The following is a 22,793-nucleotide window of genomic DNA, read 5'->3' on the forward strand; positions in this document are numbered from 1 at the left end:
GTGAAAAAATTACGCGTAGGCGTGGTGGGGCTCGGCGGCATCGCGCAAAAAGCCTGGCTGCCTGTTTTAGGTGCAGCAACGGACTGGACCCTGCAAGGGGCATGGTCACCCACTCGAGAAAAGGCAGAACGTATCTGCGAAACCTGGCGCATTCCGTATGCTGCCTCCCTGCAGGATCTGGCCCGCGAGTGTGATGCGGTCTTTGTACATACCTCAACGGCAACCCACTATCAGGTGGTGAGCGAGCTGCTCAATTTGGGGGTTCACGTCTGCGTGGATAAACCGCTGGCGGAAAATGTTCAGGATGCCGAACGGCTGATTGAGCTGGCCGCGCGCAAAAAACTGACGCTGATGGTAGGCTTCAACCGCCGCTTCGCGCCGCTTTACCAGCAGCTGAAGGCGCAGTCGGGCACGCTCGCCTCGCTGCGGATGGATAAGCACCGCACCGACAGCATTGGGCCAAACGATCTGCGCTTCACCCTTCTGGATGATTATCTGCACGTTGTGGATACGGCGCTGTGGCTGAGCAACGGTAATGCGCAGCTGAAGAGCGGTACCCTGTTAACGAATGACCAGGGGCAGATGGTCTACGCGGAGCACCACTTTGCCGTTGAGCATCTTCAGATTACCACCAGCATGCACCGTCGGGCGGGAAGCCAGCGTGAATCCGTGCAGGCGGTGACCGAGGGCGCGCTGTACGACATTACGGACATGCGCGAATGGCGGGAAGAGAAAGGCAATGGCGTGGTGACGCTCCCGGCGCCAGGCTGGCAGAGCACCCTCGAGCAGCGCGGTTTCGCAGGATGCGCCCGTCACTTTATCACCTGCGTGCAAAATCAGACGGTTCCTGAAACGTCCGGCGAGCAGGCCATTCTGGCGCAGCGCATTGTGGAAAGGCTCTGGCGCGATGCCATGAGCGAATAACTCGCTGTAACATCTGCGGATAGTAATTCGTTGAAATCCGGTTAGACTAAGCGCCGCTTGTTGGCTTTGCCGGGTGGCGCTTACGCTAACCCGGTCTACAAATCCGTATGGTTCTGGAAATTCACGTTAATGAACTTATTAAAATCGCTGGCGGCCGTCAGCTCGATGACCATGTTTTCCCGCGTGCTGGGTTTTGCGCGCGACGCCATTGTGGCAAGGGTATTTGGTGCAGGGATGGCCACGGACGCCTTTTTCGTCGCGTTCAAATTGCCGAACCTGCTGCGTCGTATTTTTGCTGAAGGGGCGTTTTCCCAGGCATTCGTGCCCATTCTGGCGGAATATAAAAGCAAGCAGGGTGAAGACGCGACGCGCGTCTTTGTTTCTTATGTCTCCGGGCTGCTGACGCTGGCTTTGGCGGTGGTGACCGTTCTCGGGATGCTGGCCGCGCCCTGGGTGATTATGGTGACCGCGCCCGGTTTTGCCGATACGGCTGACAAATTTGCGCTGACCTCGCAGCTGCTGCGCATTACTTTCCCCTATATTCTGCTCATCTCGCTGGCCTCGCTGGTGGGGGCGATCCTGAACACCTGGAACCGCTTCTCTGTTCCGGCGTTTGCGCCGACGTTTCTCAACGTCAGCATGATCGGTTTTGCCCTGTTCGCCGCGCCGCACTTCAACCCGCCGGTGCTGGCGCTGGCCTGGGCGGTTACCGTCGGCGGCGTGCTGCAGCTGGCGTACCAGCTGCCGCATCTGAAAAAAATCGGCATGCTGGTGCTGCCGCGCATCAATCTCAAAGATGCCGGGGCGATGCGCGTGATCAAGCAGATGGGGCCCGCCATTCTCGGCGTCTCCGTCAGCCAGATCTCGCTTATCATCAACACCATCTTTGCCTCTTTCCTCGTGTCCGGCTCGGTTTCCTGGATGTACTACGCCGACCGTCTGATGGAGTTCCCGTCCGGGGTGCTGGGCGTGGCGCTGGGGACCATCCTGCTGCCGTCGCTGTCGAAAAGTTTCGCCAGCGGCAACCATGATGAATATTGCCGCCTGATGGACTGGGGGTTACGTCTCTGCTTCCTGCTGGCCCTGCCGAGCGCGGTGGCGCTGGGCATTCTGGCCAAACCGCTGACGGTGTCGCTCTTCCAGTACGGGAAATTCACCGCCTTTGATGCCGCTATGACCCAGCGCGCGCTGATTGCCTACTCGGTCGGCTTGATGGGGCTGATCGTCGTCAAGGTTCTGGCGCCCGGGTTCTACTCGCGTCAGGACATCAAAACGCCGGTGAAAATTGCCATCGTGACGCTGATTATGACCCAGCTGATGAACCTGGCGTTTATTGGTCCGCTGAAGCATGCCGGCCTGTCGCTGTCTATTGGTCTGGCGGCCTGTCTGAATGCCGGGCTGTTGTACTGGCAGCTGCGCAAGCAGGATATTTTCACGCCGCAGCCGGGCTGGGGAAGTTTCCTGGCACGTCTGATCGTTGCGGTACTGGTCATGTCAGCCGCGCTGCTCGGCATGATGTACGTGATGCCGGAGTGGTCCCTCGGCACCATGCCTTATCGTCTGATGCGGCTGATGGCCGTGGTAGGCGTTGGGGTGGTGGCTTACTTTGCCACGCTCGCGGTGCTGGGATTCAAAGTGAAAGAGTTTGCCCGCCGTACGGCATAAACGCCAAAAGGGGAGTTCACCTTATGGTGCTCCCCGCTGCATGATTTGTCGCACAGGCGTCAAATCGAAATCTTTTTAACTCCCGCAATACGTGCAGTCGCTGTTTGACCATCCGCACTGTACAGTCCGGTTTCTTTATGCGGTTTCAATACCTCAAGCGCCTGCTGATTACGCTCAATCTGACCTTCCAGTAGCCAGCCGTTGTGCTGGTTAAGGTCGCGCAGGTGCTGGGTTTTTTCGGTTATGGTTTGCCAGCGTTCAATAATATCGTCATTGGCGCTACGCTTAGGATCCTGCTCAGCGCGGCGCTGCTGCTCCAGATAATCCAGCGTCGCCAGTAGCGAACTCTTATCTTCAGTGATACGCTGCAGCGCGCTGCCGTTGATGTGACCGGAAGAGAGATGCTGCTGTTCAGCGTCCATTACCGTTTTCAGGTCGTTAAGAACAACCGTCATTTGATCCAGTATTTCTGACAGTCGACTCATACGGTTAGTTACTCTGTAAGAAACTCTGTGCTTCCTGAATCAGGGCGTCAGCGATTTTGCTGGTGTCCATTTTCAGCTCACCGTTACGAATAGCCGTTTTCAGCGCTTCAACACGTTCCATATTGATATCGTTGCTGCCTGGCTGCATCAGTTTTGCCTGTGCGTCGCTCAGGGTCACGCTGGTGCTGTTGGACGTTGACGGTTTTTCCAGACGCGTTTTCTGCGCAGGAGCGTCATTCGTTTCGCGAGGTTGTACAGCGCTTACCGGCTTCAGGGCTGATGTACGATCAATGCTCATAGTGTTGTCCTCATCGAGGGTTCGCGGCGTTTGCGCCTGACATCATCATTAGTGGAATATTTATCGGCACGCGCCGCGAAATCTTTAAAAAGATTATAGGTTAATCAGAATATTCCCATCAGAATCGACGGTTCCGCTCACCACCTGGCCTGAGGACATTCTGACGCGGGCGTTTTGCGCCACCGCGGCATTGTTTAACGCTTTCCCTTCACTGTTGATGCTAAAGCCATCTCCGTTGGCCACCACCATCACCTGTTGACCCGCTTTTACCCGCCATGACTGACGCAGCATTGAGAGCTGTATCGGCTGGCCGGGTGCGACATCGCGCAGGCTGACGGCGTCCTGTGCCTGGTTCATTTCCAGCATGGTGCGTGGAGGCAGCTGATCCAGACGGCCGCGTTTTAACGTCACGCTGTTCGTCTGCAGCACGCTGCCGCGCGCAATGGGCACGGCGGCGACAACATAATTGCCCGTCGCCTGAACTGCAACCTGTAAATAGCGTTTTTCGTTCGCGCAGCGTGCCAGCACGTTCACATTTCCCCACAGCCGGGTGGTTCCCGTCACGCTGAATGACGGTTGGTCACAGGTCGGGTACAGATTCGGTGGGGTGCGCACGGTAACGTTAACCTCATCGCTAAAGCCCGCCAGCTTTTCAGCAAAAAAAGCCGTCAGCCGATCCTGTAAGCCTTCAGCCTGCACCAGAGGGCTAAACAGCAAGAAAGTTGCCACCAGGCCACGTTTTAACGTTTGCATCGCAAGTTCCACCGTTTCCAGAGTTGAATGAATTCTACCTGCAGTGGTTTTGCATCAACGCAATAAATAGCGACGCATTTTGCGCTTATTCCGTCGATAGGGGAGACCGGGTGAGATTTAAGCTGTGAACTGAAATTTTGCCATCAGCGGAGGAGACATGCTCGATAAACTCGACGCCGCGTTACGTTTTCAGCAGGAAGCGCTCAATTTACGCGCCCAGCGGCAGGAGATTTTAGCCGCCAACATCGCTAACGCCGATACCCCAGGGTTTCAGGCGCGCGATATTGATTTTTCCAGTGAACTCAAAAAGGTGATGGAGCGTGGACGTGCCGAAGGAACGGGTGTTGCACTTGCCATGACATCCTCTCGCCATATTCCTGCTCAGGCGATGACCGCGCCAGCGACCGATTTACTTTACCGCATTCCCGATCAGCCCTCACTCGACGGTAACACCGTGGATATGGACCGGGAGCGTACCCAGTTTGCCGATAACAGTCTGAAATACCAGACGGGCCTGACCGTACTCGGCGGACAAATCAAAGGCATGATGAACGTCCTGCAGGGGGGGAACTGATAGATGGCCTTGTTGAATATTTTTGATATTGCCGGTTCGGCGTTAACCGCGCAGTCCAAACGCCTGAACGTGGCTGCCAGCAACCTGGCGAACGCCGACAGCGTAACCGGACCAGACGGCCAGCCTTATCGTGCCAAACAGGTTGTCTTTCAGGTCGATGCTGCGCCGGGCGCGGCGACGGGCGGCGTGAAGGTGTCTGATGTGGTAGAGAGCCAGGCGCCGGACAGACTGGTGTATGAGCCGGGTAACCCGCTCGCGGATGCCAGCGGATACGTGAAAATGCCAAACGTGGATGTGGTGGGTGAGATGGTGAACTCCATGTCGGCTTCCCGCAGCTACCAGGCCAACGTTGAAGTGCTGAATACCGTGAAGAGCATGATGCTCAAAACGCTCACTCTCGGCCAGTAAAGGAGACATGCATGTCCATCGCCGTAAATGTGAATGATCCTACGAACTCGGGTGTTAATAACACGAAGAGTACGACGGGTTCTAACTCCCTCACCGGGAGCAATGCCTCCGATCTTCAGGGCAGCTTTCTGACGCTGCTGGTGGCGCAGCTTAAGAACCAGGATCCCACCAACCCAATGCAGAACAACGAACTGACCACGCAGCTTGCGCAGATCAGCACCGTGAGCGGCATTGAGAAACTCAACACCACCCTCGGCTCCGTCTCCGGGCAGATCAACAGCGCCCAGTCTCTGCAGGCGGCAAGCCTGATTGGCCACGGGGTGATGATCCCGGGAACCACGATTCTGGCGGGCACCAGCACCACTGAAGGCAACACCACAACGACCACCACGCCGTTTGGCGTTGAGCTCCAGCAGGCGGCTGAGAAGGTCACTGCAACGATCATGGATGCCAATAACGTGGTAGTTCGCACCATTGATATCGGTGAGCTGAAGGCGGGCGTTCACACCTTTACGTGGGATGGCAGCCTGACCGACGGCACTAAAGCACCAAACGGTTCTTACAAAGTAGCGATCAGCGCCAGCAACGGGACGACCCAGCTGGTGGCGCAGCCGCTGCAGTTCGCGCTGGTCCAGGGCGTGATTAAAGGAAGCGACGGCAACAAACTGGATTTGGGAACCTCTGGTTCCACCACACTCGACGAAGTTCGGCAGATTATCTAAGCCTTAACACTTATCAGGAGTAAGTCATGGCCTTTTCTCAAGCGGTCAGCGGCCTGAATGCTGCGGCCACCAACCTGGACGTCATTGGCAACAACATCGCCAACTCCGCGACCTATGGTTTTAAATCCGGTTCTGCTTCATTTGCGGACATGTTTGCCGGTTCCAAAGTCGGCCTGGGCGTGAAAGTTGCGGGCATCACTCAGGACTTTACCGACGGTACCACCACCAACACTGGTCGTGGTCTGGACGTTGCTATCAGCCAGAACGGTTTCTTCCGTATGGTCGATTCCAACGGTTCTGTGTTCTACAGCCGTAACGGCCAGTTCAAGCTGGACGAAAACCGTACGCTGGTTAACATGCAGGGCATGCAGCTGACGGGCTACCCGGTAGCTGGAACGCCTCCAACCGTTCAGACCGGTGCGAACCCTCAGGCGATTACTATCCCGAATACCCTGATGGCGGCGAAATCAACCACCACCGCGACGCAGCAGATCAACCTGAACTCAACCGATCCTGTTCAAACTGCCCCGTTCGATGCGACCAACCCGGATACCTATAACAAAAAAGGGACCGTGACCGTATTCGACAGCCAGGGTAACGCCCACAACATGTACGTCTACTACGTGAAGACGGCCAACAATAAATGGGATCTTTACACTCAGGACGGCAGCGTTGCGGGTTCTACAGCAGCAAAAGCGGCGCAGATGAACTTTGATGCGAACGGTAACCTGGCGGGTGTCTACAACTACGACGCTGCGGGTGTACTGAGCGCAACGCCAAACGCCACGCCGGCCATTAACATCACCACGGGTTCTGTCAGCGGTGCGACGGCGGCGACCTTCTCCCTGAGCTTCCAGAACTCCATGCAGCAGAACACCGGTGCAAACAGCGTTGTGGCAACCAATCAGAACGGCTACAAGCCTGGCGACCTGGTGAGCTACCAGATCAACGACGATGGCACCGTGGTGGGAAGCTACTCTAACGAACAGTCTCAGGTTCTGGGCCAGATCGTGCTGGCAAACTTCGCCAACAACGAAGGCCTGAAATCGGAAGGTGACAACGTCTGGTCTGCCACTCAGTCCTCCGGCGTGGCGCTGCTGGGTACTGCAGGCACCGGTAACTTCGGCAAGCTGACCAACGGCGCGCTGGAAGCCTCCAACGTGGATATGAGTAAAGAACTGGTGAACATGATCGTCGCGCAGCGTAACTATCAGTCGAACGCGCAGACCATCAAAACCCAGGACCAGATCCTCAACACGCTGGTTAACCTGCGTTAAGCGGCTAACAGGAAAGCGCAATGGATCACGCAATATATACCGCGATGGGCGCGGCAAGTCAGACGCTCAATCAGCAGGCCGTTACCGCCAGCAACCTGGCAAACGCCTCTACGCCGGGCTTTCGTGCGCAGCTTAATGCGCTGCGCGCGGTGCCGGTTGAAGGGCTGTCCCTGCCGACCCGTACGCTGGTGACGGCATCAACCCCTGGCGCAGATATGACGCCAGGGCAGATGGACTACACCTCGCGCCCGCTGGACGTTGCCCTGCAGCAGGACGGCTGGCTGGCGGTGCAAACTGCCGACGGCAGCGAAGGCTATACCCGTAACGGCAATATCCAGGTGAGCGCGACGGGCCAGCTGACGATTCAGGGTCATCCGGTAATGGGGGAAGCGGGTCCGCTGACCGTGCCGGAAGGCTCTGAGCTGACTATCGCCGCGGACGGTACCATTTCGGCGCTGAACCCGGGCGACCCGGCCAATACCGTTGCGCCCGTCGGACGTCTGAAGCTGGTGAAAGCGGAAGCCAAAGACGTGCAGCGCGGCGACGACGGCATGTTCCGTCTGACCCAGGCGGCGCAGGCGACGCGTGGCGCCACGTTACAGGCCGATCCGAGCATCCGCGTGATGTCCGGCGTTCTGGAAGGCAGCAACGTCAAGCCGGTCGAAGCCATGACCGACATGATTGCCAGCGCCCGTCGTTTTGAAATGCAGATGAAGATCATCAGCAGCGTGGATGAAAACGCGGGCAAGGCTAACCAACTTCTGGCTATGAGTTAACAGGACTCCTTATGATCAGTTCTTTATGGATCGCGAAAACTGGCCTGGACGCCCAGCAAACCAATATGGACGTGATTGCCAACAACCTGGCAAACGTGAGCACCAATGGTTTCAAGCGTCAGCGTGCCGTTTTCGAAGATTTGCTTTATCAAACTATCCGTCAGCCGGGCGCGCAGTCTTCTGAACAGACGACGCTGCCGTCGGGTCTGCAGATCGGTACCGGTGTTCGTCCGGTGGCCACCGAGCGTCTGCACAGCCAGGGCAACCTGTCTCAGACCAACAACAGTAAAGACGTGGCAATCAAAGGCCAGGGCTTCTTCCAGGTGCAGCTGCCTGACGGGACCTCTGCCTATACCCGCGACGGTTCGTTCCAGGTCGATCAGAACGGCCAGCTGGTGACGGCGGGCGGTTTCCAGGTTCAGCCTGCGATTACTATCCCGGCGAATGCCCTGAGCATCACCATCGGACGTGACGGTGTGGTCAGCGTGACCCAGCAGGGACAGGCCGCGCCGGTTCAGGTCGGGCAGCTCAACCTGACCACCTTCATGAACGATACCGGTCTGGAAAGCATTGGTGAGAACCTCTACACCGAAACGCAATCCTCCGGTACGCCGAATGAGAGCACCCCGGGCCTGAACGGCGCGGGTCTGCTGTACCAGGGTTATGTTGAAACGTCCAACGTGAACGTGGCGGAAGAGCTGGTGAATATGATCCAGGTCCAGCGCGCGTATGAAATTAACAGTAAAGCAGTGTCGACGACCGACCAGATGCTGCAGAAACTGACGCAACTCTAAGGTGTAGCCCGGTGCGGTAAACGCCGCACCGGCTCCCTGTTTTCGAAGATGAAGGCAATGCAAAAAAACGCGGCGTTTCGTTATCCGATACTGACTGTTCTGGCTGTCACCCTCAGCGGGTGTGCTTTGATCCCGTCTAAACCATTGGTCCAGGGTGCGACGACTGCCCAACCCGTTCCTGGCCCCGCGCCAGTGGTAAACGGCTCCATTTTCCAGACCGCGCAGCCGATTAATTACGGCTATCAGCCGCTGTTTGAAGATCGCCGCCCGCGTAACGTCGGCGATACATTGACCATTGTGCTGCAGGAAAACGTCAGCGCGAGCAAGAGCTCGTCGGCGAACGCCAGCCGCGATGGCAAAACCAATTTTGGCTTCGATACCGTGCCACGCTATCTCGAAGGGCTGTTCGGCAACGCGCGTGCTGATGTGAACGCGTCCGGCGGCAATACCTTTAACGGCAAAGGCGGCGCGAACGCCAGCAACACCTTCAGCGGTACGCTGACGGTCACGGTTGACCAGGTACTGGTTAACGGCAACTTGCACGTTGTGGGTGAAAAACAGATCGCCATCAACCAGGGCACTGAATTCATTCGCTTCTCGGGCGTGGTTAACCCTCGCACCATTAGCGGCACCAACACCGTTCCGTCCACCCAGGTGGCGGATGCGCGCATTGAGTACGTCGGTAACGGCTATATCAATGAAGCGCAAAATATGGGTTGGCTGCAGCGCTTCTTCCTTAATTTATCGCCGATGTAAGCGAGGTGACCCATGTTTAAATCGATCTTCGCCGTGGCGCTCGCGCTGGTGGCAACGTTTGCCCAGGCTGACCGTATTCGCGACCTCACCAGCGTTCAGGGCGTTCGTGAAAACTCCCTGATTGGCTATGGCCTGGTGGTCGGTCTGGATGGTACCGGTGACCAGACGACCCAGACGCCGTTCACCACCCAAAGCCTGAACAACATGCTTTCCCAGCTCGGCATTACCGTGCCGGCGGGAACCAACATGCAGCTGAAAAACGTGGCCGCGGTAATGGTCACCGCGTCCTACCCGGCGTTTGCGCGTCAGGGGCAGACCATTGATGTGGTGGTGTCCTCAATGGGTAACGCCAAAAGCCTGCGCGGCGGTACGCTGCTGATGACTCCGCTGAAAGGCGTTGACAGCCAGGTCTATGCGCTGGCGCAGGGGAACATTCTGGTTGGCGGTGCGGGGGCATCCGCAGGCGGAAGCAGCGTGCAGGTGAACCAGCTGAACGGTGGACGTATCACCAACGGTGCGATCATTGAGCGTGAACTGCCGACCCAGTTTGGCGCGGGCAACACCATCAACCTGCAGCTTAATAATGAAGACTTCACCATGGCGCAGCAAATTGCCGATACCATCAACCGCAGCCGCGGCTACGGTAATGCAACGGCACTCGACGCGCGCACCGTGCAGATCCGCACCTCCACCGGCAGCAGCAACCAGGTGCGCATGCTGGCGGATATCCAGAATATGGAAGTGAACGTTCCGGTTCAGGATGCGAAAGTGATCATCAACTCCCGTACCGGCTCGGTGGTGATGAACCGGGAAGTGTCGCTGGACAGCTGTGCCGTGGCGCAGGGTAACCTCTCCGTGACGGTAAACCGTTCCGCGAACGTGAGCCAGCCGAATACGCCATTTGGTGGCGGTCAGACGGTGGTGACGCCGCAAACGCAGATTGATATGCGTCAGAGCGGCGGGTCGCTGCAGAGCGTTCGCTCCAGCGCCAACCTGAACAGCGTGGTGCGTGCCCTGAACGCCCTGGGCGCAACGCCGATGGATCTGATGTCCATCCTGCAATCCATGCAAAGCGCGGGCTGCCTGCGCGCCAAACTGGAAATCATCTAATGCTGACCGATAGCAAACTGTTGACCAGTGCAGCCTGGGACGCCCAGTCGCTCAACGAACTGAAAACCAAAGCAGGCAAAGACCCGGCGGCGAACATCCGCCCGGTCGCCCGCCAGGTGGAAGGGATGTTTGTACAGATGATGCTGAAAAGCATGCGTGAAACCCTGCCGAAAGACGGGATGTTCAGCAGTGATTCAACGCGTCTCTACACCAGCATGTATGACCAGCAGATTGCGCAGCAGATGACCGCCGGTAAAGGCCTCGGTCTGGCTGACATGATTGTGAAACAGACCGAAGCCGCGCAGGGCATTCAGCCTCAGGAACAGACGCAGCAGGTGCCGATGAAATTCGACCTGGAAACGGTGACCAGTTATCAGAACCAGGCTCTGACGCAAATGGTGCGTAAAGCGATGCCAAAAGCCACGGGCAGCGGCGATGAGCCGCTCTCCGCTGACAGCAAAGACTTCCTGGCGCAGCTTTCTCTGCCCGCGCGCCTTGCCAGCGAACAGAGCGGCGTGCCGCATCACCTGATTCTGGCGCAGGCCGCGCTGGAGTCGGGCTGGGGCCAGCGTCAGATCCGCAAGGAAAACGGCGATCCGAGCTTCAACATCTTCGGCGTGAAGGCCACCTCCAGCTGGAAGGGGCCAACAACGGAGATCACGACCACCGAATACGAGAACGGTGCGGCGGTGAAGGTCAAAGCAAAATTCCGCGTCTACAGCTCCTATCTGGAAGCATTGTCCGACTACGTTGGCCTGCTGAGCCGCAATCCGCGTTATACCGCCGTTACGCAGGCGGCGACGGCGGAGCAGGGCGCTCAGGCCTTACAAAACGCGGGCTACGCGACTGACCCGAACTATGCGCGCAAGCTCACCAGCATGATCCAGCAGCTGAAATCCATGGGCGAGAAGGTCAGCAAAGCCTATAGCACAGATATTGAAAATCTGTTCTGAAAGTTCTCAAGTCCCGGTGGAGGTTGCCGATAACCTTCATCAGGACTCGTGTCTGAACGTATAAAAGGAACCCCCATGTCCAGTTTGATTAACAGCGCCATGAGTGGCCTCAGTGCCGCGCAGTCGGCACTCAATACCGTCAGTAATAATATTTCAAGCTATAACGTGGCAGGTTACACCCGCCAGACCACGGTGCTGGGTGCATCTAACAGCACGCTGACCGGCGGTGGCTGGGTAGGTAACGGGGTTTATGTCTCCGGTGTCCAGCGTGAGTATGACGCCTTCATCACCAACCAGCTGCGCGCCGCGCAGACGCAGAGCAGCGGTCTGACGACGCGCTATCAGCAGATGTCAAAGATTGACGATGTGCTCTCCGATACCACCAACTCGCTCTCCACCACCCTGCAGGACTTCTTCAAAAGCCTGCAAACCCTGGTGAGTAACGCGGAAGACCCGGCAGCACGTCAGACGGTGCTGGGTAAAGCGGGCGGTCTGGTCAATCAGTTCAAAACCAACGATCAGTATCTGCGTGACCAGGATACGCAGGTCAATACCGCGATTGGGACCAGCGTGTCTCAGATCAACAACTATGCCAAACAGATTGCGAACCTGAACGATCAGATCTCCCGTCTGACCGGCGTCGGTGCGGGCGCATCGCCTAACGATCTGCTCGACCAGCGCGATCAGCTCGTCAATGAGCTGAACAAAATCGTGGGCGTGGAAGTGTCTGTTCAGGATAGCGGTACGTTTAACATCTCTTTCGGCAACGGTTACAGCCTGGTTCAGGGAAGTAAAGCTAACCAGCTGGCTGCCGTGAAGTCGAGTGCCGATCCGGCTCGTACCACCGTGGCCTACGTCGATGACGTGGCGGGTAATGTCGAGATCCCGGAAAAGATGATCACCACCGGTTCTTTGGGCGGTTTACTGACCTTCCGCACGGAAGATCTGGATAAAGCCCGTAACACCCTGAACCAGATGGCGCTGGCCTTTGCCGATTCAATGAACGCGCAGCATGAAGCCGGTTTTGATGCGAACGGTGATGCGGGCGGTAAGCTGTTCAACTTCGGTTCTCCGGCGGTCCTGTCCAACAGCAAGAACGGCGGCTCTGCCGTTGTTACGGCTTCTGTGGCGGACAGCAAACAGGTCCAGGCGACAGACTATAAGCTGCAGTTTAACGGCACTGACTGGACGGTCACCCGCACGTCAGACAAAACCAGCTTTACGATGAGCCCTGATGCCAGCGGCAATCTGTCGTTTGATGGCCTTAACGTCAACGTGAGCGGCACGGCAAATACCAAAGACAGCTTTACCGTGAAGCCTGTTTCCAACGTCATCATGAACATGGATCTCGCGATCAGCGACGAGTCCAAACTGGCGATGGCATCGGTGCAGAACGGCGGCGAAAGTGACAACCGTAACGGCCAGAAACTGCTCGATCTGCAAAACGGCAAAGTGGTGGGTGGAAATAAAACCTTCAACGATGCGTATGCCTCTCTCGTCAGTACCGTCGGTAGCTCAACGGCGTCACTGAAGGTGAGCAGCCAGACGAAAGCCAACGTGGAAACGCAGTTAATCAAGCAGCAGCAGACCATCTCTGGGGTAAACCTCGACGAAGAGTATGGCAATTTGCAGCGTTATCAGCAGTATTACCTGGCCAATGCCCAGGTTCTACAAACTGCCAGTACGCTCTTCGATGCAATTATCAACATTCGTTAAGGTTGAGGTGAACAATGCGTATTAGCACCCAGATGATGTACGAGCAGAACATGCGTGGGATCACCGATTCCCAGAGCAGATGGCTGAGCTACGGTGAGCAGATGTCCACCGGCAAGCGCGTCAATCGTCCTTCGGACGATCCTATCGCCGCGTCGCAGGCCATCGTTCTGTCACAGTCTCAGTCGCAAAACAGCCAGTTTGCGCTCGCGCGTACCTTTGCAACGCAGAAGGTCTCGCTGGAAGATAACGTGTTAACCCAGGTCAACACTGCGATCTCAAGCGTGCGCGAGAAGCTCGTTTATGCGTCGAACGGCACATTAAGCGATGACGACCGTCTTTCTCTGGCGACCGATATTCAGGGGATCCGCGATCAGCTGATGAACCTGGCCAACACGACGGATGGTAATGGTCGCTTTATCTTTGCGGGATACAAAACCGAGAGCGCACCGTTTGATGCCGCGACCGGGGATTATAACGGCGGCGCTGAGGCCATCACGCAGCAGGTTGATACGGCGCGAAATATGACCATCAGCCATACCGGACAGCAAATTTTCGAAAGCATTACCAGTAATGCGGAACAGCTGCCGGGCGGTGGATATGGCCAGACCAACATGTTCAAAATCCTGGATTCTGCTATTGCCTCGTTGAAGACACCGATTGAGAACGATCCGGCTGCCGCAACGGCGCAAAGCCAGGTGATTGCCAATGCGCAAATCGGCATCAAAAACTCCCAGAACAATATCCTGACGGTCGTTGCGGATGTGGGAACCAAGATGAACGAGCTGGAAAAACTCGATACGCTGGGCGATGACCGCGCGCTGGGTCAGACCAAGCAGATGAGTGACCTGGTGGATGTTGACTGGAACGAAGCGATTTCCTCTTACACCATGCAGCAGGCGGCCTTGCAGGCGTCTTATAAAGCGTTTAGCGATATGCAGGGCATGTCTCTGTTCCAGCTGAACAAATAACATCTTGACCTCTTGGAACATGTCTTGAAACTGGGCATGTTTTACTGCCCAATCCGTCTGGATTGGGCATTTTTTTTATGCAACTTCTGCTGATGCGGAGGTGACTCGTGCGCTTTCTATCAGACGGATTGCCAGCGCAATGACGCCACAGACCGTCGCCAGCGCGACCACGCCCGTCCAGCCGGCCAGCGAGTAGATATTGCTGCCTAACGCGGAACCCAGCGCCATCCCGATAAAGACCACCGTAAAGAGCAGGGCGTTGAGGCGACCGCGCGCCTGCGGTTCAAGGCTGTATACCAGGTTCTGGTGAGCGACCAGGCTGGACTGCAGACCCAGGTCGAACCCGACGGCGGAGATGGCGATAAGAATCAGCTGTCCATGAACGCCCAGCGCGGGCATCAGGAACATCAGGGCGAATGAGACGGTCACAAGAACGGCACCAATCTGCGTGACTTTTCCTGCGCCCAGTTTGTCTGCCAGACCCCCTGCCAGCGGGGCAGCTAACGCACCGGCGGCACCTGCAATACCAAATCCTCCCGCTACAGCGCTACCCAGGTGATAGCGTTCCAGCAGCATGACCGCAAGCGTAGACCAGAAGGCGCTAAAGGCAATCGACAGGAAGCCCTGAGCCAGCGCCGCACGGCGCAGCGCCGGATAGCGACGCCACAGATGCTCCATTGAGCGCATCAGTGCGGGGTAGCTCAGCGTGGAGTGAATGGCAAAACGGGGAAGCACAAACCACATCATCACCCCGACGAACGCAATGCTCGCCGCCGCCAGCTGGTACATGACGCGCCAGCCAAACGCTTCGCCCACCACGCCGCTCACGGTTCTTGATAATAAGATACCCATCAGCAGCCCGGTCATTACCGTACCCACGGTTTTCCCCTGTTTACCTTCCGGCGCAAGGATGGCCGCGGCAGGGACGATATCCTGTGCCATGGTGGCGGCCATGCCGATGAGCAGGCTGGCCAGCAGCAGAGAGTGGATCTGCCCGGTCAGGCTACAGCCGAGAAGAAACAGCGCCAGCGCCGCACTTTTTATCAGGATTAACGTCCTGCGGTCGTGGCGATCGCCGAGCGGGAGCAGGAACAGGATCCCCAGGGCATATCCCGCCTGGGTGAGCGTCGGAACCATGCCCATTCCTTCGATACTCAGATGAAGGTCTGCGCCCATCAGCGGCAGCAGAGGCTGGGCATAATAGATAGATGCCACGCTGAAACCTGCACCGATCGTCAGCATTAAGATTACCCAGCGGCTCACGGCATGGGCGGCGGTTGTTGTGTTCATAAGATGTTCCTCATTCGTCGTGTGAGGCTATTTTTTATCAGTACGCCTTGCGACGGTAGCGGGCCCGGTGGTAAAACGCTTATACGTTGAACGTATAAGTGCAAATGCGATGAAAAGAGCTGAGCGTATAGACAGGGTGGAGCTAATGCGGACGTTTGTTCGTATTGTGGAGGCGGGATCCCTCTCTGCGGCGGCACGGCAGCTGGCTACTACCCAGGCCACGGTAAGCAGACGGTTACAGTCGCTTGAGACCATGCTGGGCGTGCGCCTGATATTGCGCACCACCCACACGACGCGGCTGACGGATGACGGCGAGCGCTGCTATCAGCACGCCCGTCGGGTGATTGACAGCTGGCTGGCGCTGGAAGATGAGGTGGGGCAGACGGAAGATGAGCCGGTAGGCGTGCTGCGGGTGCGCGCTCCGCACGCGTTTGGTCAGGATCAGCTTCTGAAACCCGTAACCGAGTTTTTGCAACGCTATCCCCAGCTTTCGATTGAGTGGATGCTCAACGATCGGTCAGCGGACTTCCTCGGCGACAACCTTGACTGTGCGATTCGGGTGGGCGTGGAAGTCGATCCGGCGACCGTGTCCGTGCTGCTGGCCGAAGTGCCGCGCTCGGTAGTGGCTTCACTGGCACTGCTGGCCCGTTTTCCGTCGGTTACCACGCCGGAGGATTTGCAGCAGTTTCCCTGGATAGCGATCAGCTCATTCTACCAGCGCCATGTGGATCTGTTCCACGATGCATCACCCGCCACCGCGCGGATTGCTATTACGCCACGGCTGAGCACCGATAGCCTGTATGTCGCACGCAATACGGCGCTCACCGGGCTTGGCGTGGCGGTGGTATCCAGCTGGACGGTACAGGATGATATTCGGGAAGGGCGGCTGGTGCATTTGCTGCCAGACTGGCAGCCAGCGGCGTTACCGGTGCATCTTGTTTACCCCTGGTCCCGCTATTATCCGGCACGCTTGCGGCGTTTTCTGGAGTTGATGCGCCAGGTCATGCCTGAGGTGACCGGAATGAGAAAGCCCGTGCAGCAGCCATAAAAAAAGCCGACCCGAAGGTCGGCTTTTTACTTTCAGCGTCGTTATTCGACAGACTGCGGACGCGTCGCCGGTGCAGTCGCCTGATGCGTTGCACTGTGGCCGCCTGCAGCGCCTTTACCGTCGAAGCTGAAGGTCGGGCGTACCCAGTCACTGTGACGCGGGGCTTCAGGCACGTAATCCGGTGCCGGGGCGCGCGTCATTGGTGCTGTCGCCACGTGGGCTGCGGCTGGTGCAGAAACAACCGGCTCAGGTTTCACCTCAGTCGCTTTCGCTTCTTCGACAACCGGTTCAACCTGAATCTCAACGTCCTGAACGACTTCTTCAGTGGTGGTTTCAACGAGGGTTTCTGCGGTGTCTTCCACTGCGGCTACAGGTTCAGCCTCTTCAGCGACTTCCTCAGCCACCACGGCATCTTCTTCGGCGATAAGCTGCGGTGCGGCATCAACCGGCGCGGCAATCACTTCTGGATGGGTGGTTTCAACGTCCACTGCGTGAGGTGCTTCAGCTTCAACAACCTCAGGTTCAACAACCTCAGGTTCAACCACGGTTGCCGCTTCAGTCACGACAGCTTCTACCGCGGCTGCTGGTGCAATCACCTCTTCGGTTACAGGCTGTTCTTCAACAACCTGCTCCGGGCGAGCAACCGGGTAGCGGATCCAGACTTTGCCGGAGGCCATTTCTGGTGAAGCACAGGCAATGGTCAGCGGCATTGGCGACTGAGTCGGGTAACGCTCGTCACGATAGCGACGACGGCGCTGGCCGCTGACGCGCAGATGACGTGGAGAACGACGTGAACGGCGCGGCATACCGGCGTTATCACGGTTTTCACCGTTATCATCCTGCTCAACGTTGTTTTCAACGACCGCTGGCAGGTCAACTTTCGCCAGCTGTGTGCCGGTTGTGCTCTCGCTGGTTTCAACCGCGATAGCGCCTGACTCTTCGGTTGCTTCAGAGGCGAAGCGAACTTTCTGAGAAAGCTGGCGCTGCTTACGACGCGGCATAACCTGAGTACGTTCTTCCTGCTCGCCGTCCTGCTGTTCAACAGGCTCTTCGCGGTTCAGGTTTTTGACTTCCTGCTGTGCCTGACGCTTCTCGTCGTTACGGCGACGGCTGCGTTCACGGCGCGGCTGCTGGTCGTCACGCTGTTTGCTCTTCTCAGACTCATCGCCCGCCTGCTGGCGAATTTCACGATCTTCAACATTCGGCTGTTGTTTCTCGCGACGGTTGCGACGGTTGTCTTCGCGTTGCTCACGGCCTTCGCCATTCTCAGAACGGTTGTCACGGTTGTCACGACGCTCGCTGCGGTCATTGCGATCGCTGCGGTCGTTACGATCGCGGCGGTTGTTCTGACGCTTACGGCGATCCTGCTGACGCTCTGGCTTGGCCGCTTTTGGCTCTTCTTTCGGCTGCTCTGGCTGAACTTCTTCTTCAGCAAACATCTTCTTCAGCGCGCCAAAGAAGCGGCTCAGCAGACCCGGTTGCGCCGGCTGAGCTTTCGCTACCGCGGCTTCTGGTTTCTGCGCTGCAGGTTTGGCCGCAGGTTTTTCCAGGGCTGCTTCCGGTGGTGCTTCAGGCATGATGAAGGTCGCTAATGCAGGCTGCTCTGGCAGTTTGCGCTCGGCTGGCTCTTCATCGGAAGGCAGGGACATCTCTTCTTCATGCAGCTTCGGCAGCAGGTAGCTGAGGGTGGTCGTCTCTTCGCCCTTACGCACGCGCAGCACGTGATAGTGTGGGGTCTGCATCTGGTCGTTTGGCACGATGATGCAGCGAACGCCACCCTGACGCGCTTCAATCGCACTTACCGCTGCACGTTTTTCGTTAAGCAGGTAAGAGGCAACGGGCACCGGCACAATAGCGTGAACCTCTTTGGTGTTCTCTTTCAGCGCTTCTTCTTCAATCAGACGCAGAATGGAGAGGGACAGAGATTCGTTATCACGCACGGTACCGGTGCCGGAGCAGCGCGGACAAACGTGATGGCTGGACTCGCCGAGAGACGGGCTCAGACGCTGACGGGACATCTCCAGCAGGCCAAAGCGTGAGATATGGCTAATCTGGATACGCGCCCTGTCCTGACGCACCGCTTCGCGCAGACGGTTTTCAACCGCACGCTGGTGGCGTACCGGGGTCATGTCGATGAAGTCAATAACAATCAGACCACCCAGGTCGCGCAGGCGGAGCTGGCGGGCGATTTCATCAGCGGCTTCGAGGTTAGTGTTGTAGGCAGTCTCTTCGATATCGCCACCGCGCGTTGCACGTGCGGAGTTGATGTCGATAGCGGTCAGCGCTTCAGTGGTATCGATAACGATAGAACCGCCGGATGGCAGACGCACTTCACGCTGGAAGGCGGACTCAATCTGGGATTCGATCTGATAGTGGCTGAACAGCGGGATTTCACCGGTGTACAGTTTAATTTTGCTGGTGAAATCCGGACGACCCAGCGCGGCGATGTGCTGGCGCGCCAGCTCAAGCACTTTCGGGTTATCGATCAGAATCTCACCGATGTCCTGACGCAGATAATCACGGAAGGCACGCACAATAACGTTGCTTTCCTGGTGGATCAGGAACGGAGCAGGGCGGCTTTCGGCTGCTTTCTGAATGGCTTCCCAGTGCTTCAGACGGAAGCTCAGGTCCCACTGCAGCGCTTCGGCTGATTTGCCAACGCCTGCGGTACGCACGATAAGCCCCATGCCATCAGGCAGTTCGAGGCTTGCCAGCGCTTCTTTCAGCTCGGTACGGTCATCACCTTCGATACGGCGAGAGATGCCACCCGCACGCGGGTTGTTAGGCATCAGAACCAGATAGCTCCCTGCCAGGCTGATAAAGGTGGTCAGTGCGGCACCTTTGTTGCCACGCTCTTCTTTATCAATCTGAACGATAACTTCCTGACCTTCACGCAGAACATCTTTGATGTTTGGGCGGCCATGGGCGTTGTAGTTTGCGGGGAAATATTCGCGGGCGATTTCTTTCAGAGGGAGGAAACCATGACGCTCAGCACCGTAATCGACAAATGCAGCTTCAAGGCTTGGTTCAATGCGGGTGATTTTACCTTTGTAAATGTTCGCTTTTTTCTGTTCGTGTCCAGGACTTTCGATATCCAGATCGTACAGGCGCTGCCCATCCACAAGGGCGACACGCAACTCTTCTTGCTGAGTTGCGTTGATTAACATTCTTTTCATCGTAACTTACTCGTTATTCTTACATTGACGACAAAGCTGCGGGCAAGGTGACGCTTTCCGGGGTATGAACCGATGGCCTCGTGTCTGTTCACGTCGCCAACCTCACGGTTGTCGCTCGCTTAAGAGGCGCAGAGTGTCGGTTGCCTGTATTTCATACGGAAACACAGCGCAATTATCAGGGGAATTGCCTGGGTAGAACTCTCCAGAGAACAATCCTTATACCGGGAAGTACTGCAACCCGCAGCCCGCTAACTGCCTGAAAGATCAATACGTCTTACGCCATTGCTGCGTGGATGATCGGTCAGACAAAATTGGTCATTCCGTCAACATCCTTACTTAACCAGGATTTAACACGGAAAACAGCCTCATTATTCCACTGCTCGCCGGGTTATAGCAAGATGACTTTTACCAATTATCACCCGGTTACTCACAGTTTCTTCACTTCAGAATGGCGATTGGTTTAATAACCACCAAATCGGTTGCGCGAAACCGGGAGCTGGCCGGATAAAAGTAAATATAAGCATAGAAAAATGAGTGGCGCTAATGGCTGACGATATTTAGAATCGCCAACCATGAAAACAGAGACTCCAGCCGTAAAAATGGTTGCCATCGCCGAAGATGACGCGGGGCAACGTATCGATAACTTTTTGCGCACCCAGTTGAAAGGTGTGCCAAAGAGCATGATTTACCGCATCCTGCGCAAGGGCGAGGTGCGGGTGAACAAAAAACGCGTGAAGCCCGAGTACAAACTCGAGGCGGGCGATGAAGTGCGTATTCCGCCGGTGCGCGTTGCGGAACGTGAAGAAGAGACCGTTTCACCGAAGCTACAGAAAGTGGCGGCCCTGAGCGATGTGATCCTGTACGAAGATGACCACATTCTGGTGCTCAATAAACCGTCAGGAACGGCTGTTCATGGCGGCAGCGGTCTGAGCTTCGGCGTGATTGAAGGGCTGCGTGCCCTGCGCCCGGAAGCGCGCTTCCTTGAACTGGTGCACCGTCTTGACCGTGATACCTCTGGCGTACTGCTGGTGGCGAAAAAGCGTTCTGCGCTGCGTTCGCTGCATGAACAGCTGCGTGAAAAAGGGATGCAGAAAGACTACCTGGCGCTGGTGCGCGGTCAGTGGCAGTCCCATGTAAAAGTGGTGCAGGCGCCGCTGCTGAAGAACATTCTGCAAAGCGGCGAACGTATTGTCCGCGTGAGCCAGGAAGGGAAACCGTCTGAGACGCGCTTTAAGGTTGAAGAGCGCTATGAGTTTGCCACGCTGGTGCGCTGCAGTCCGGTGACCGGTCGTACTCACCAGATCCGCGTGCATACGCAGTTCGCAGGGCACCCTATCGCCTTTGATGACCGCTATGGCGACCGCGAGTTTGATAAGCAGCTGGCGGGGACGGGACTGTCGCGTTTGTTCCTGCATGCGGCAGCGCTGAAGTTTACCCATCCTAATACGGGAGAAGTCATCCGTATTGAAGCGCCGCTGGATGAGCAGTTGAAACGCTGTCTTAAGGTTCTGCGCGGCTAAGGTAAACGTAAAACGGCAACGAATGTTGTCGTTTTTAATGTTTGCTTCCTCTCCCTGTGGGAGAAGGCCGGGGTGAGGGCATCAGGCCGCAGTTTAGTAGGCCCATGCAAGCGAAGCGCCGCTGGGCAAAAGTCACATGGTCAGCGGATTACACTCTTCTCGTCTTAACATTTGACACAGGGCAATCAGCGGTAACCCCACCAGCGTGTTGGGATCGCGACCGTCCAGCTTGTCGAACAGCGCAATCCCCAGTCCTTCGCTTTTAAAGCTCCCCGCACAGTTCAGCGGACGTTCCCGGCGCACATAATCCACGATCTCTTGCTCGCTGAGATGGCGAAAGTGTACGTCGAACGGCTCGCATTCGGTTTGCAGATGACCGGTGGCAGAGTTATAAAGCGCCAGGCCGGTATAAAAGGTCACGATAGTGCCTCGCGCGCGCAGAAGCTGCTGGCAGGCGTTCTCCTCCGTATGGGGCTTGCCGGTGATTTCGCCGTCCAGCACGCAAACCTGGTCTGAGCCTATAATCAAATGTGTGGGGTAACGTGCGGCCAGCGACTGCGCTTTCTCTTTAGCAAGACGCATCACCAGATGACGCGGTGATTCGCCCGGCTGTGGCGTCTCATCAACCTCTGGCGCGGCGCATTCAAACGGGATCCCGAGCTTTTCCAGCAGCATTCGGCGGTAGGGAGACGTGGAAGCAAGGACGAGATTTGGCATATTTTTATCACCAGATATAGCGTATCGATGCCAGCCATTTTAAACTACAGGCCGCAATGTGTGCGAATAATTGGCAAAAGGCAGCTCTGGTTGCCTTTTTCTTTGACTCTATGACGTTACAAAGTTAATATGCGCGCCCTATGCAAAAGGTAAAATTACCCCTGACTCTTGATCCGGTTCGTACGGCTCAAAAACGCCTCGATTACGAAGGTATCTATACTTCCGATCAGGCTGAGCGTATTGCCGAATCCGTAGTCAGTGTGGACAGTGATGTAGAATGCTCCATGTCGTTCGCTATCGACAACCAGCGTCTCGCCGTTTTAACCGGTGATGCAAAGGTGACGGTAACGCTCGAGTGTCAGCGTTGCGGGAAACCGTTTGTACAGCATGTTCACACAACGTATTGTTTCAGTCCCGTTCGTTCTGACGAACAGGCTGAAGCACTCCCGGAAGCGTATGAGCCGATTGAGGTTAACGAATTCGGTGAAATCGATCTTCTGGCTCTGGTTGAAGATGAAATCATCCTCACCTTGCCAGTAGTTCCGGTGCATGATTCTGAACACTGTGAAGTGTCCGAGGCGGACATGGTCTTTGGGGAACTGCCTGATGAAGCGCAAAAACCAAACCCATTTGCCGTATTAGCCAGCTTAAAGCGTAAGTAATTGAGGAGTAAGGTCCATGGCCGTACAACAGAATAAACCAACCCGTTCCAAACGTGGCATGCGTCGTTCCCATGACGCGCTGACTGCAGTTACCAGCCTGTCTGTAGACAAGACTTCTGGTGAGAAACACCTGCGTCACCACATCACCGCTGACGGTTTCTACCGCGGCCGCAAGGTTATCACTAAGTAATCACGCGCAAG

Annotated in this window: 23 protein-coding genes; 17 read left to right on the forward strand and 6 right to left on the reverse strand. The window is 56.7% G+C overall.

Annotated elements, in window-relative coordinates:
* Together ACWKXN_RS02700 and murJ are read left to right on the forward strand one after the other, a co-directional pair.
* Complete coding sequence (locus ACWKXN_RS02700) at positions 1-924, forward strand: Gfo/Idh/MocA family protein (RefSeq protein WP_047648104.1); 924 nt, start codon at positions 1-3, stop codon at positions 922-924.
* Positions 925-1,053: 129 nt separating this feature from the next.
* Positions 1,054-2,589: a murein biosynthesis integral membrane protein MurJ gene (gene murJ, locus ACWKXN_RS02705; protein ID WP_048975864.1), complete on the forward strand. Its 1,536-nt coding sequence runs from the start codon at positions 1,054-1,056 to the stop codon at positions 2,587-2,589.
* Positions 2,590-2,648: 59 nt separating this feature from the next.
* On the opposite strand, the gene flgN is transcribed toward murJ, so the two are convergent.
* The 3 genes from flgN to flgA all read right to left on the reverse strand — a co-directional run bounded on the left by flgN (position 2,649) and on the right by flgA (position 4,125).
* Complete coding sequence (gene flgN / locus ACWKXN_RS02710) at positions 2,649-3,074, reverse strand: flagella biosynthesis chaperone FlgN (protein WP_454543278.1); 426 nt, start codon at positions 3,072-3,074, stop codon at positions 2,649-2,651.
* Between the two features lie 4 nt (positions 3,075-3,078).
* Positions 3,079-3,372, reverse strand: coding sequence for a flagellar biosynthesis anti-sigma factor FlgM (gene flgM / locus ACWKXN_RS02715; RefSeq protein WP_023311133.1), 294 nt, complete (start codon positions 3,370-3,372; stop codon positions 3,079-3,081).
* A 93-nt stretch (positions 3,373-3,465) separates the two neighbouring features.
* The gene (gene flgA, locus ACWKXN_RS02720) at positions 3,466-4,125 is read right to left on the reverse strand and encodes a flagellar basal body P-ring formation chaperone FlgA (RefSeq protein ID WP_023311134.1); all 660 of its coding nucleotides are present in this window, start codon (positions 4,123-4,125) and stop codon (positions 3,466-3,468) included.
* Between the two features lie 157 nt (positions 4,126-4,282).
* On the opposite strand from flgA, the gene flgB reads away from it, so the two are divergent.
* The 11 genes from flgB (at position 4,283) to flgL (ending at position 14,179) form a co-directional block, all read left to right on the forward strand.
* Positions 4,283-4,699: a flagellar basal body rod protein FlgB gene (gene flgB, locus ACWKXN_RS02725; RefSeq protein WP_023311135.1), complete on the forward strand. Its 417-nt coding sequence runs from the start codon at positions 4,283-4,285 to the stop codon at positions 4,697-4,699.
* Between the two features lie 3 nt (positions 4,700-4,702).
* Complete coding sequence (flgC, locus tag ACWKXN_RS02730) at positions 4,703-5,107, forward strand: flagellar basal body rod protein FlgC (RefSeq protein WP_008500814.1); 405 nt, start codon at positions 4,703-4,705, stop codon at positions 5,105-5,107.
* Between the two features lie 11 nt (positions 5,108-5,118).
* Entirely contained in the window at positions 5,119-5,829 is a 711-nt protein-coding gene (flgD, locus tag ACWKXN_RS02735) for a flagellar hook assembly protein FlgD (RefSeq protein WP_029740349.1), read from the forward strand.
* Positions 5,830-5,855: 26 nt separating this feature from the next.
* A complete protein-coding gene (gene flgE / locus ACWKXN_RS02740) occupies positions 5,856-7,106 on the forward strand; it encodes a flagellar hook protein FlgE (RefSeq protein WP_039261882.1) in 1,251 nt (416 codons plus the stop codon).
* A gap of 20 nt (positions 7,107-7,126) precedes the next feature.
* On the forward strand, positions 7,127-7,882 hold the full coding sequence (locus ACWKXN_RS02745) for a flagellar basal body rod protein FlgF (protein WP_033145205.1): 756 nt from the start codon (positions 7,127-7,129) through the stop codon (positions 7,880-7,882).
* 11 nt (positions 7,883-7,893) lie between these two features.
* Entirely contained in the window at positions 7,894-8,676 is a 783-nt protein-coding gene (gene flgG / locus ACWKXN_RS02750) for a flagellar basal-body rod protein FlgG (RefSeq protein WP_008500810.1), read from the forward strand.
* Positions 8,677-8,733: 57 nt separating this feature from the next.
* Positions 8,734-9,432 (forward strand): flagellar basal body L-ring protein FlgH, encoded by a 699-nt coding sequence (flgH, locus tag ACWKXN_RS02755; RefSeq protein ID WP_024909015.1) that lies wholly within the window; start codon positions 8,734-8,736, stop codon positions 9,430-9,432.
* Between the two features lie 12 nt (positions 9,433-9,444).
* Positions 9,445-10,542 carry a flagellar basal body P-ring protein FlgI gene (locus ACWKXN_RS02760; RefSeq protein ID WP_029740346.1) on the forward strand — a complete coding sequence of 366 codons (1,098 nt, stop codon included), beginning with the start codon at positions 9,445-9,447 and terminating at the stop codon, positions 10,540-10,542.
* A complete protein-coding gene (gene flgJ, locus ACWKXN_RS02765; protein WP_454543279.1) occupies positions 10,542-11,495 on the forward strand; it encodes a flagellar assembly peptidoglycan hydrolase FlgJ in 954 nt (317 codons plus the stop codon). The genes ACWKXN_RS02760 and flgJ overlap by 1 nt, the downstream gene beginning before the upstream one ends.
* Before the next feature lie 75 nt (positions 11,496-11,570).
* Positions 11,571-13,211: a flagellar hook-associated protein FlgK gene (gene flgK, locus ACWKXN_RS02770; protein WP_096151211.1), complete on the forward strand. Its 1,641-nt coding sequence runs from the start codon at positions 11,571-11,573 to the stop codon at positions 13,209-13,211.
* A 14-nt stretch (positions 13,212-13,225) separates the two neighbouring features.
* Positions 13,226-14,179 carry a flagellar hook-associated protein FlgL gene (gene flgL / locus ACWKXN_RS02775; protein ID WP_023311143.1) on the forward strand — a complete coding sequence of 318 codons (954 nt, stop codon included), beginning with the start codon at positions 13,226-13,228 and terminating at the stop codon, positions 14,177-14,179.
* Between the two features lie 75 nt (positions 14,180-14,254).
* On the opposite strand, the gene ACWKXN_RS02780 is transcribed toward flgL, so the two are convergent.
* The gene (locus tag ACWKXN_RS02780; RefSeq protein WP_454543280.1) at positions 14,255-15,469 is read right to left on the reverse strand and encodes an MFS transporter; all 1,215 of its coding nucleotides are present in this window, start codon (positions 15,467-15,469) and stop codon (positions 14,255-14,257) included.
* Between the two features lie 145 nt (positions 15,470-15,614).
* On the opposite strand from ACWKXN_RS02780, the gene ACWKXN_RS02785 reads away from it, so the two are divergent.
* Positions 15,615-16,517 carry a LysR family transcriptional regulator gene (locus ACWKXN_RS02785; protein WP_454543281.1) on the forward strand — a complete coding sequence of 301 codons (903 nt, stop codon included), beginning with the start codon at positions 15,615-15,617 and terminating at the stop codon, positions 16,515-16,517.
* 41 nt (positions 16,518-16,558) lie between these two features.
* On the opposite strand, the gene rne is transcribed toward ACWKXN_RS02785, so the two are convergent.
* Positions 16,559-19,693 (reverse strand): ribonuclease E, encoded by a 3,135-nt coding sequence (gene rne, locus ACWKXN_RS02790; RefSeq protein WP_454543282.1) that lies wholly within the window; start codon positions 19,691-19,693, stop codon positions 16,559-16,561.
* A gap of 572 nt (positions 19,694-20,265) precedes the next feature.
* On the opposite strand from rne, the gene rluC reads away from it, so the two are divergent.
* Complete coding sequence (gene rluC, locus ACWKXN_RS02795) at positions 20,266-21,213, forward strand: 23S rRNA pseudouridine(955/2504/2580) synthase RluC (protein ID WP_024909023.1); 948 nt, start codon at positions 20,266-20,268, stop codon at positions 21,211-21,213.
* 132 nt (positions 21,214-21,345) lie between these two features.
* Here rluC and ACWKXN_RS02800 read toward each other — a convergent pair whose 3' ends face one another.
* Positions 21,346-21,930, reverse strand: a complete 585-nt coding sequence (locus ACWKXN_RS02800) for a Maf family protein (RefSeq protein WP_039261893.1) — start codon at positions 21,928-21,930, stop codon at positions 21,346-21,348.
* Between the two features lie 140 nt (positions 21,931-22,070).
* On the opposite strand from ACWKXN_RS02800, the gene yceD reads away from it, so the two are divergent.
* Together yceD and rpmF are read left to right on the forward strand one after the other, a co-directional pair.
* Positions 22,071-22,592: a 23S rRNA accumulation protein YceD gene (yceD, locus tag ACWKXN_RS02805; protein ID WP_014883375.1), complete on the forward strand. Its 522-nt coding sequence runs from the start codon at positions 22,071-22,073 to the stop codon at positions 22,590-22,592.
* A 16-nt stretch (positions 22,593-22,608) separates the two neighbouring features.
* Entirely contained in the window at positions 22,609-22,782 is a 174-nt protein-coding gene (gene rpmF, locus ACWKXN_RS02810; RefSeq protein ID WP_003857964.1) for a 50S ribosomal protein L32, read from the forward strand.
* Positions 22,783-22,793 lie beyond the last annotated feature (11 nt).

Source organism: Enterobacter sp. UPMP2060, assembly GCF_053709655.1.

What these genes read in the sequence shown, in the direction of transcription:
- rluC (WP_024909023.1), top strand. Translation starts at nt 20,266, where the DNA reads ATGAAAACAGAGACTCCAGCCGTAAAAATGGTTGCCATCGCCGAAGAT.
- flgK (WP_096151211.1), top strand. Translation starts at nt 11,571, where the DNA reads ATGTCCAGTTTGATTAACAGCGCCATGAGTGGCCTCAGTGCCGCGCAG.
- flgD (WP_029740349.1), top strand. Translation starts at nt 5,119, where the DNA reads ATGTCCATCGCCGTAAATGTGAATGATCCTACGAACTCGGGTGTTAAT.
- flgC (WP_008500814.1), top strand. Translation starts at nt 4,703, where the DNA reads ATGGCCTTGTTGAATATTTTTGATATTGCCGGTTCGGCGTTAACCGCG.
- ACWKXN_RS02780 (WP_454543280.1), bottom strand. Translation starts at nt 15,469, where the DNA reads ATGAACACAACAACCGCCGCCCATGCCGTGAGCCGCTGGGTAATCTTA.
- rpmF (WP_003857964.1), top strand. Translation starts at nt 22,609, where the DNA reads ATGGCCGTACAACAGAATAAACCAACCCGTTCCAAACGTGGCATGCGT.
- flgN (WP_454543278.1), bottom strand. Translation starts at nt 3,074, where the DNA reads ATGAGTCGACTGTCAGAAATACTGGATCAAATGACGGTTGTTCTTAAC.
- ACWKXN_RS02800 (WP_039261893.1), bottom strand. Translation starts at nt 21,930, where the DNA reads ATGCCAAATCTCGTCCTTGCTTCCACGTCTCCCTACCGCCGAATGCTG.
- murJ (WP_048975864.1), top strand. Translation starts at nt 1,054, where the DNA reads ATGAACTTATTAAAATCGCTGGCGGCCGTCAGCTCGATGACCATGTTT.
- flgG (WP_008500810.1), top strand. Translation starts at nt 7,894, where the DNA reads ATGATCAGTTCTTTATGGATCGCGAAAACTGGCCTGGACGCCCAGCAA.
- flgM (WP_023311133.1), bottom strand. Translation starts at nt 3,372, where the DNA reads ATGAGCATTGATCGTACATCAGCCCTGAAGCCGGTAAGCGCTGTACAA.
- ACWKXN_RS02760 (WP_029740346.1), top strand. Translation starts at nt 9,445, where the DNA reads ATGTTTAAATCGATCTTCGCCGTGGCGCTCGCGCTGGTGGCAACGTTT.
- flgE (WP_039261882.1), top strand. Translation starts at nt 5,856, where the DNA reads ATGGCCTTTTCTCAAGCGGTCAGCGGCCTGAATGCTGCGGCCACCAAC.
- ACWKXN_RS02785 (WP_454543281.1), top strand. Translation starts at nt 15,615, where the DNA reads ATGCGGACGTTTGTTCGTATTGTGGAGGCGGGATCCCTCTCTGCGGCG.
- yceD (WP_014883375.1), top strand. Translation starts at nt 22,071, where the DNA reads ATGCAAAAGGTAAAATTACCCCTGACTCTTGATCCGGTTCGTACGGCT.
- flgH (WP_024909015.1), top strand. Translation starts at nt 8,734, where the DNA reads ATGCAAAAAAACGCGGCGTTTCGTTATCCGATACTGACTGTTCTGGCT.
- flgL (WP_023311143.1), top strand. Translation starts at nt 13,226, where the DNA reads ATGCGTATTAGCACCCAGATGATGTACGAGCAGAACATGCGTGGGATC.
- rne (WP_454543282.1), bottom strand. Translation starts at nt 19,693, where the DNA reads ATGAAAAGAATGTTAATCAACGCAACTCAGCAAGAAGAGTTGCGTGTC.
- flgB (WP_023311135.1), top strand. Translation starts at nt 4,283, where the DNA reads ATGCTCGATAAACTCGACGCCGCGTTACGTTTTCAGCAGGAAGCGCTC.
- flgJ (WP_454543279.1), top strand. Translation starts at nt 10,542, where the DNA reads ATGCTGACCGATAGCAAACTGTTGACCAGTGCAGCCTGGGACGCCCAG.
- flgA (WP_023311134.1), bottom strand. Translation starts at nt 4,125, where the DNA reads ATGCAAACGTTAAAACGTGGCCTGGTGGCAACTTTCTTGCTGTTTAGC.
- ACWKXN_RS02745 (WP_033145205.1), top strand. Translation starts at nt 7,127, where the DNA reads ATGGATCACGCAATATATACCGCGATGGGCGCGGCAAGTCAGACGCTC.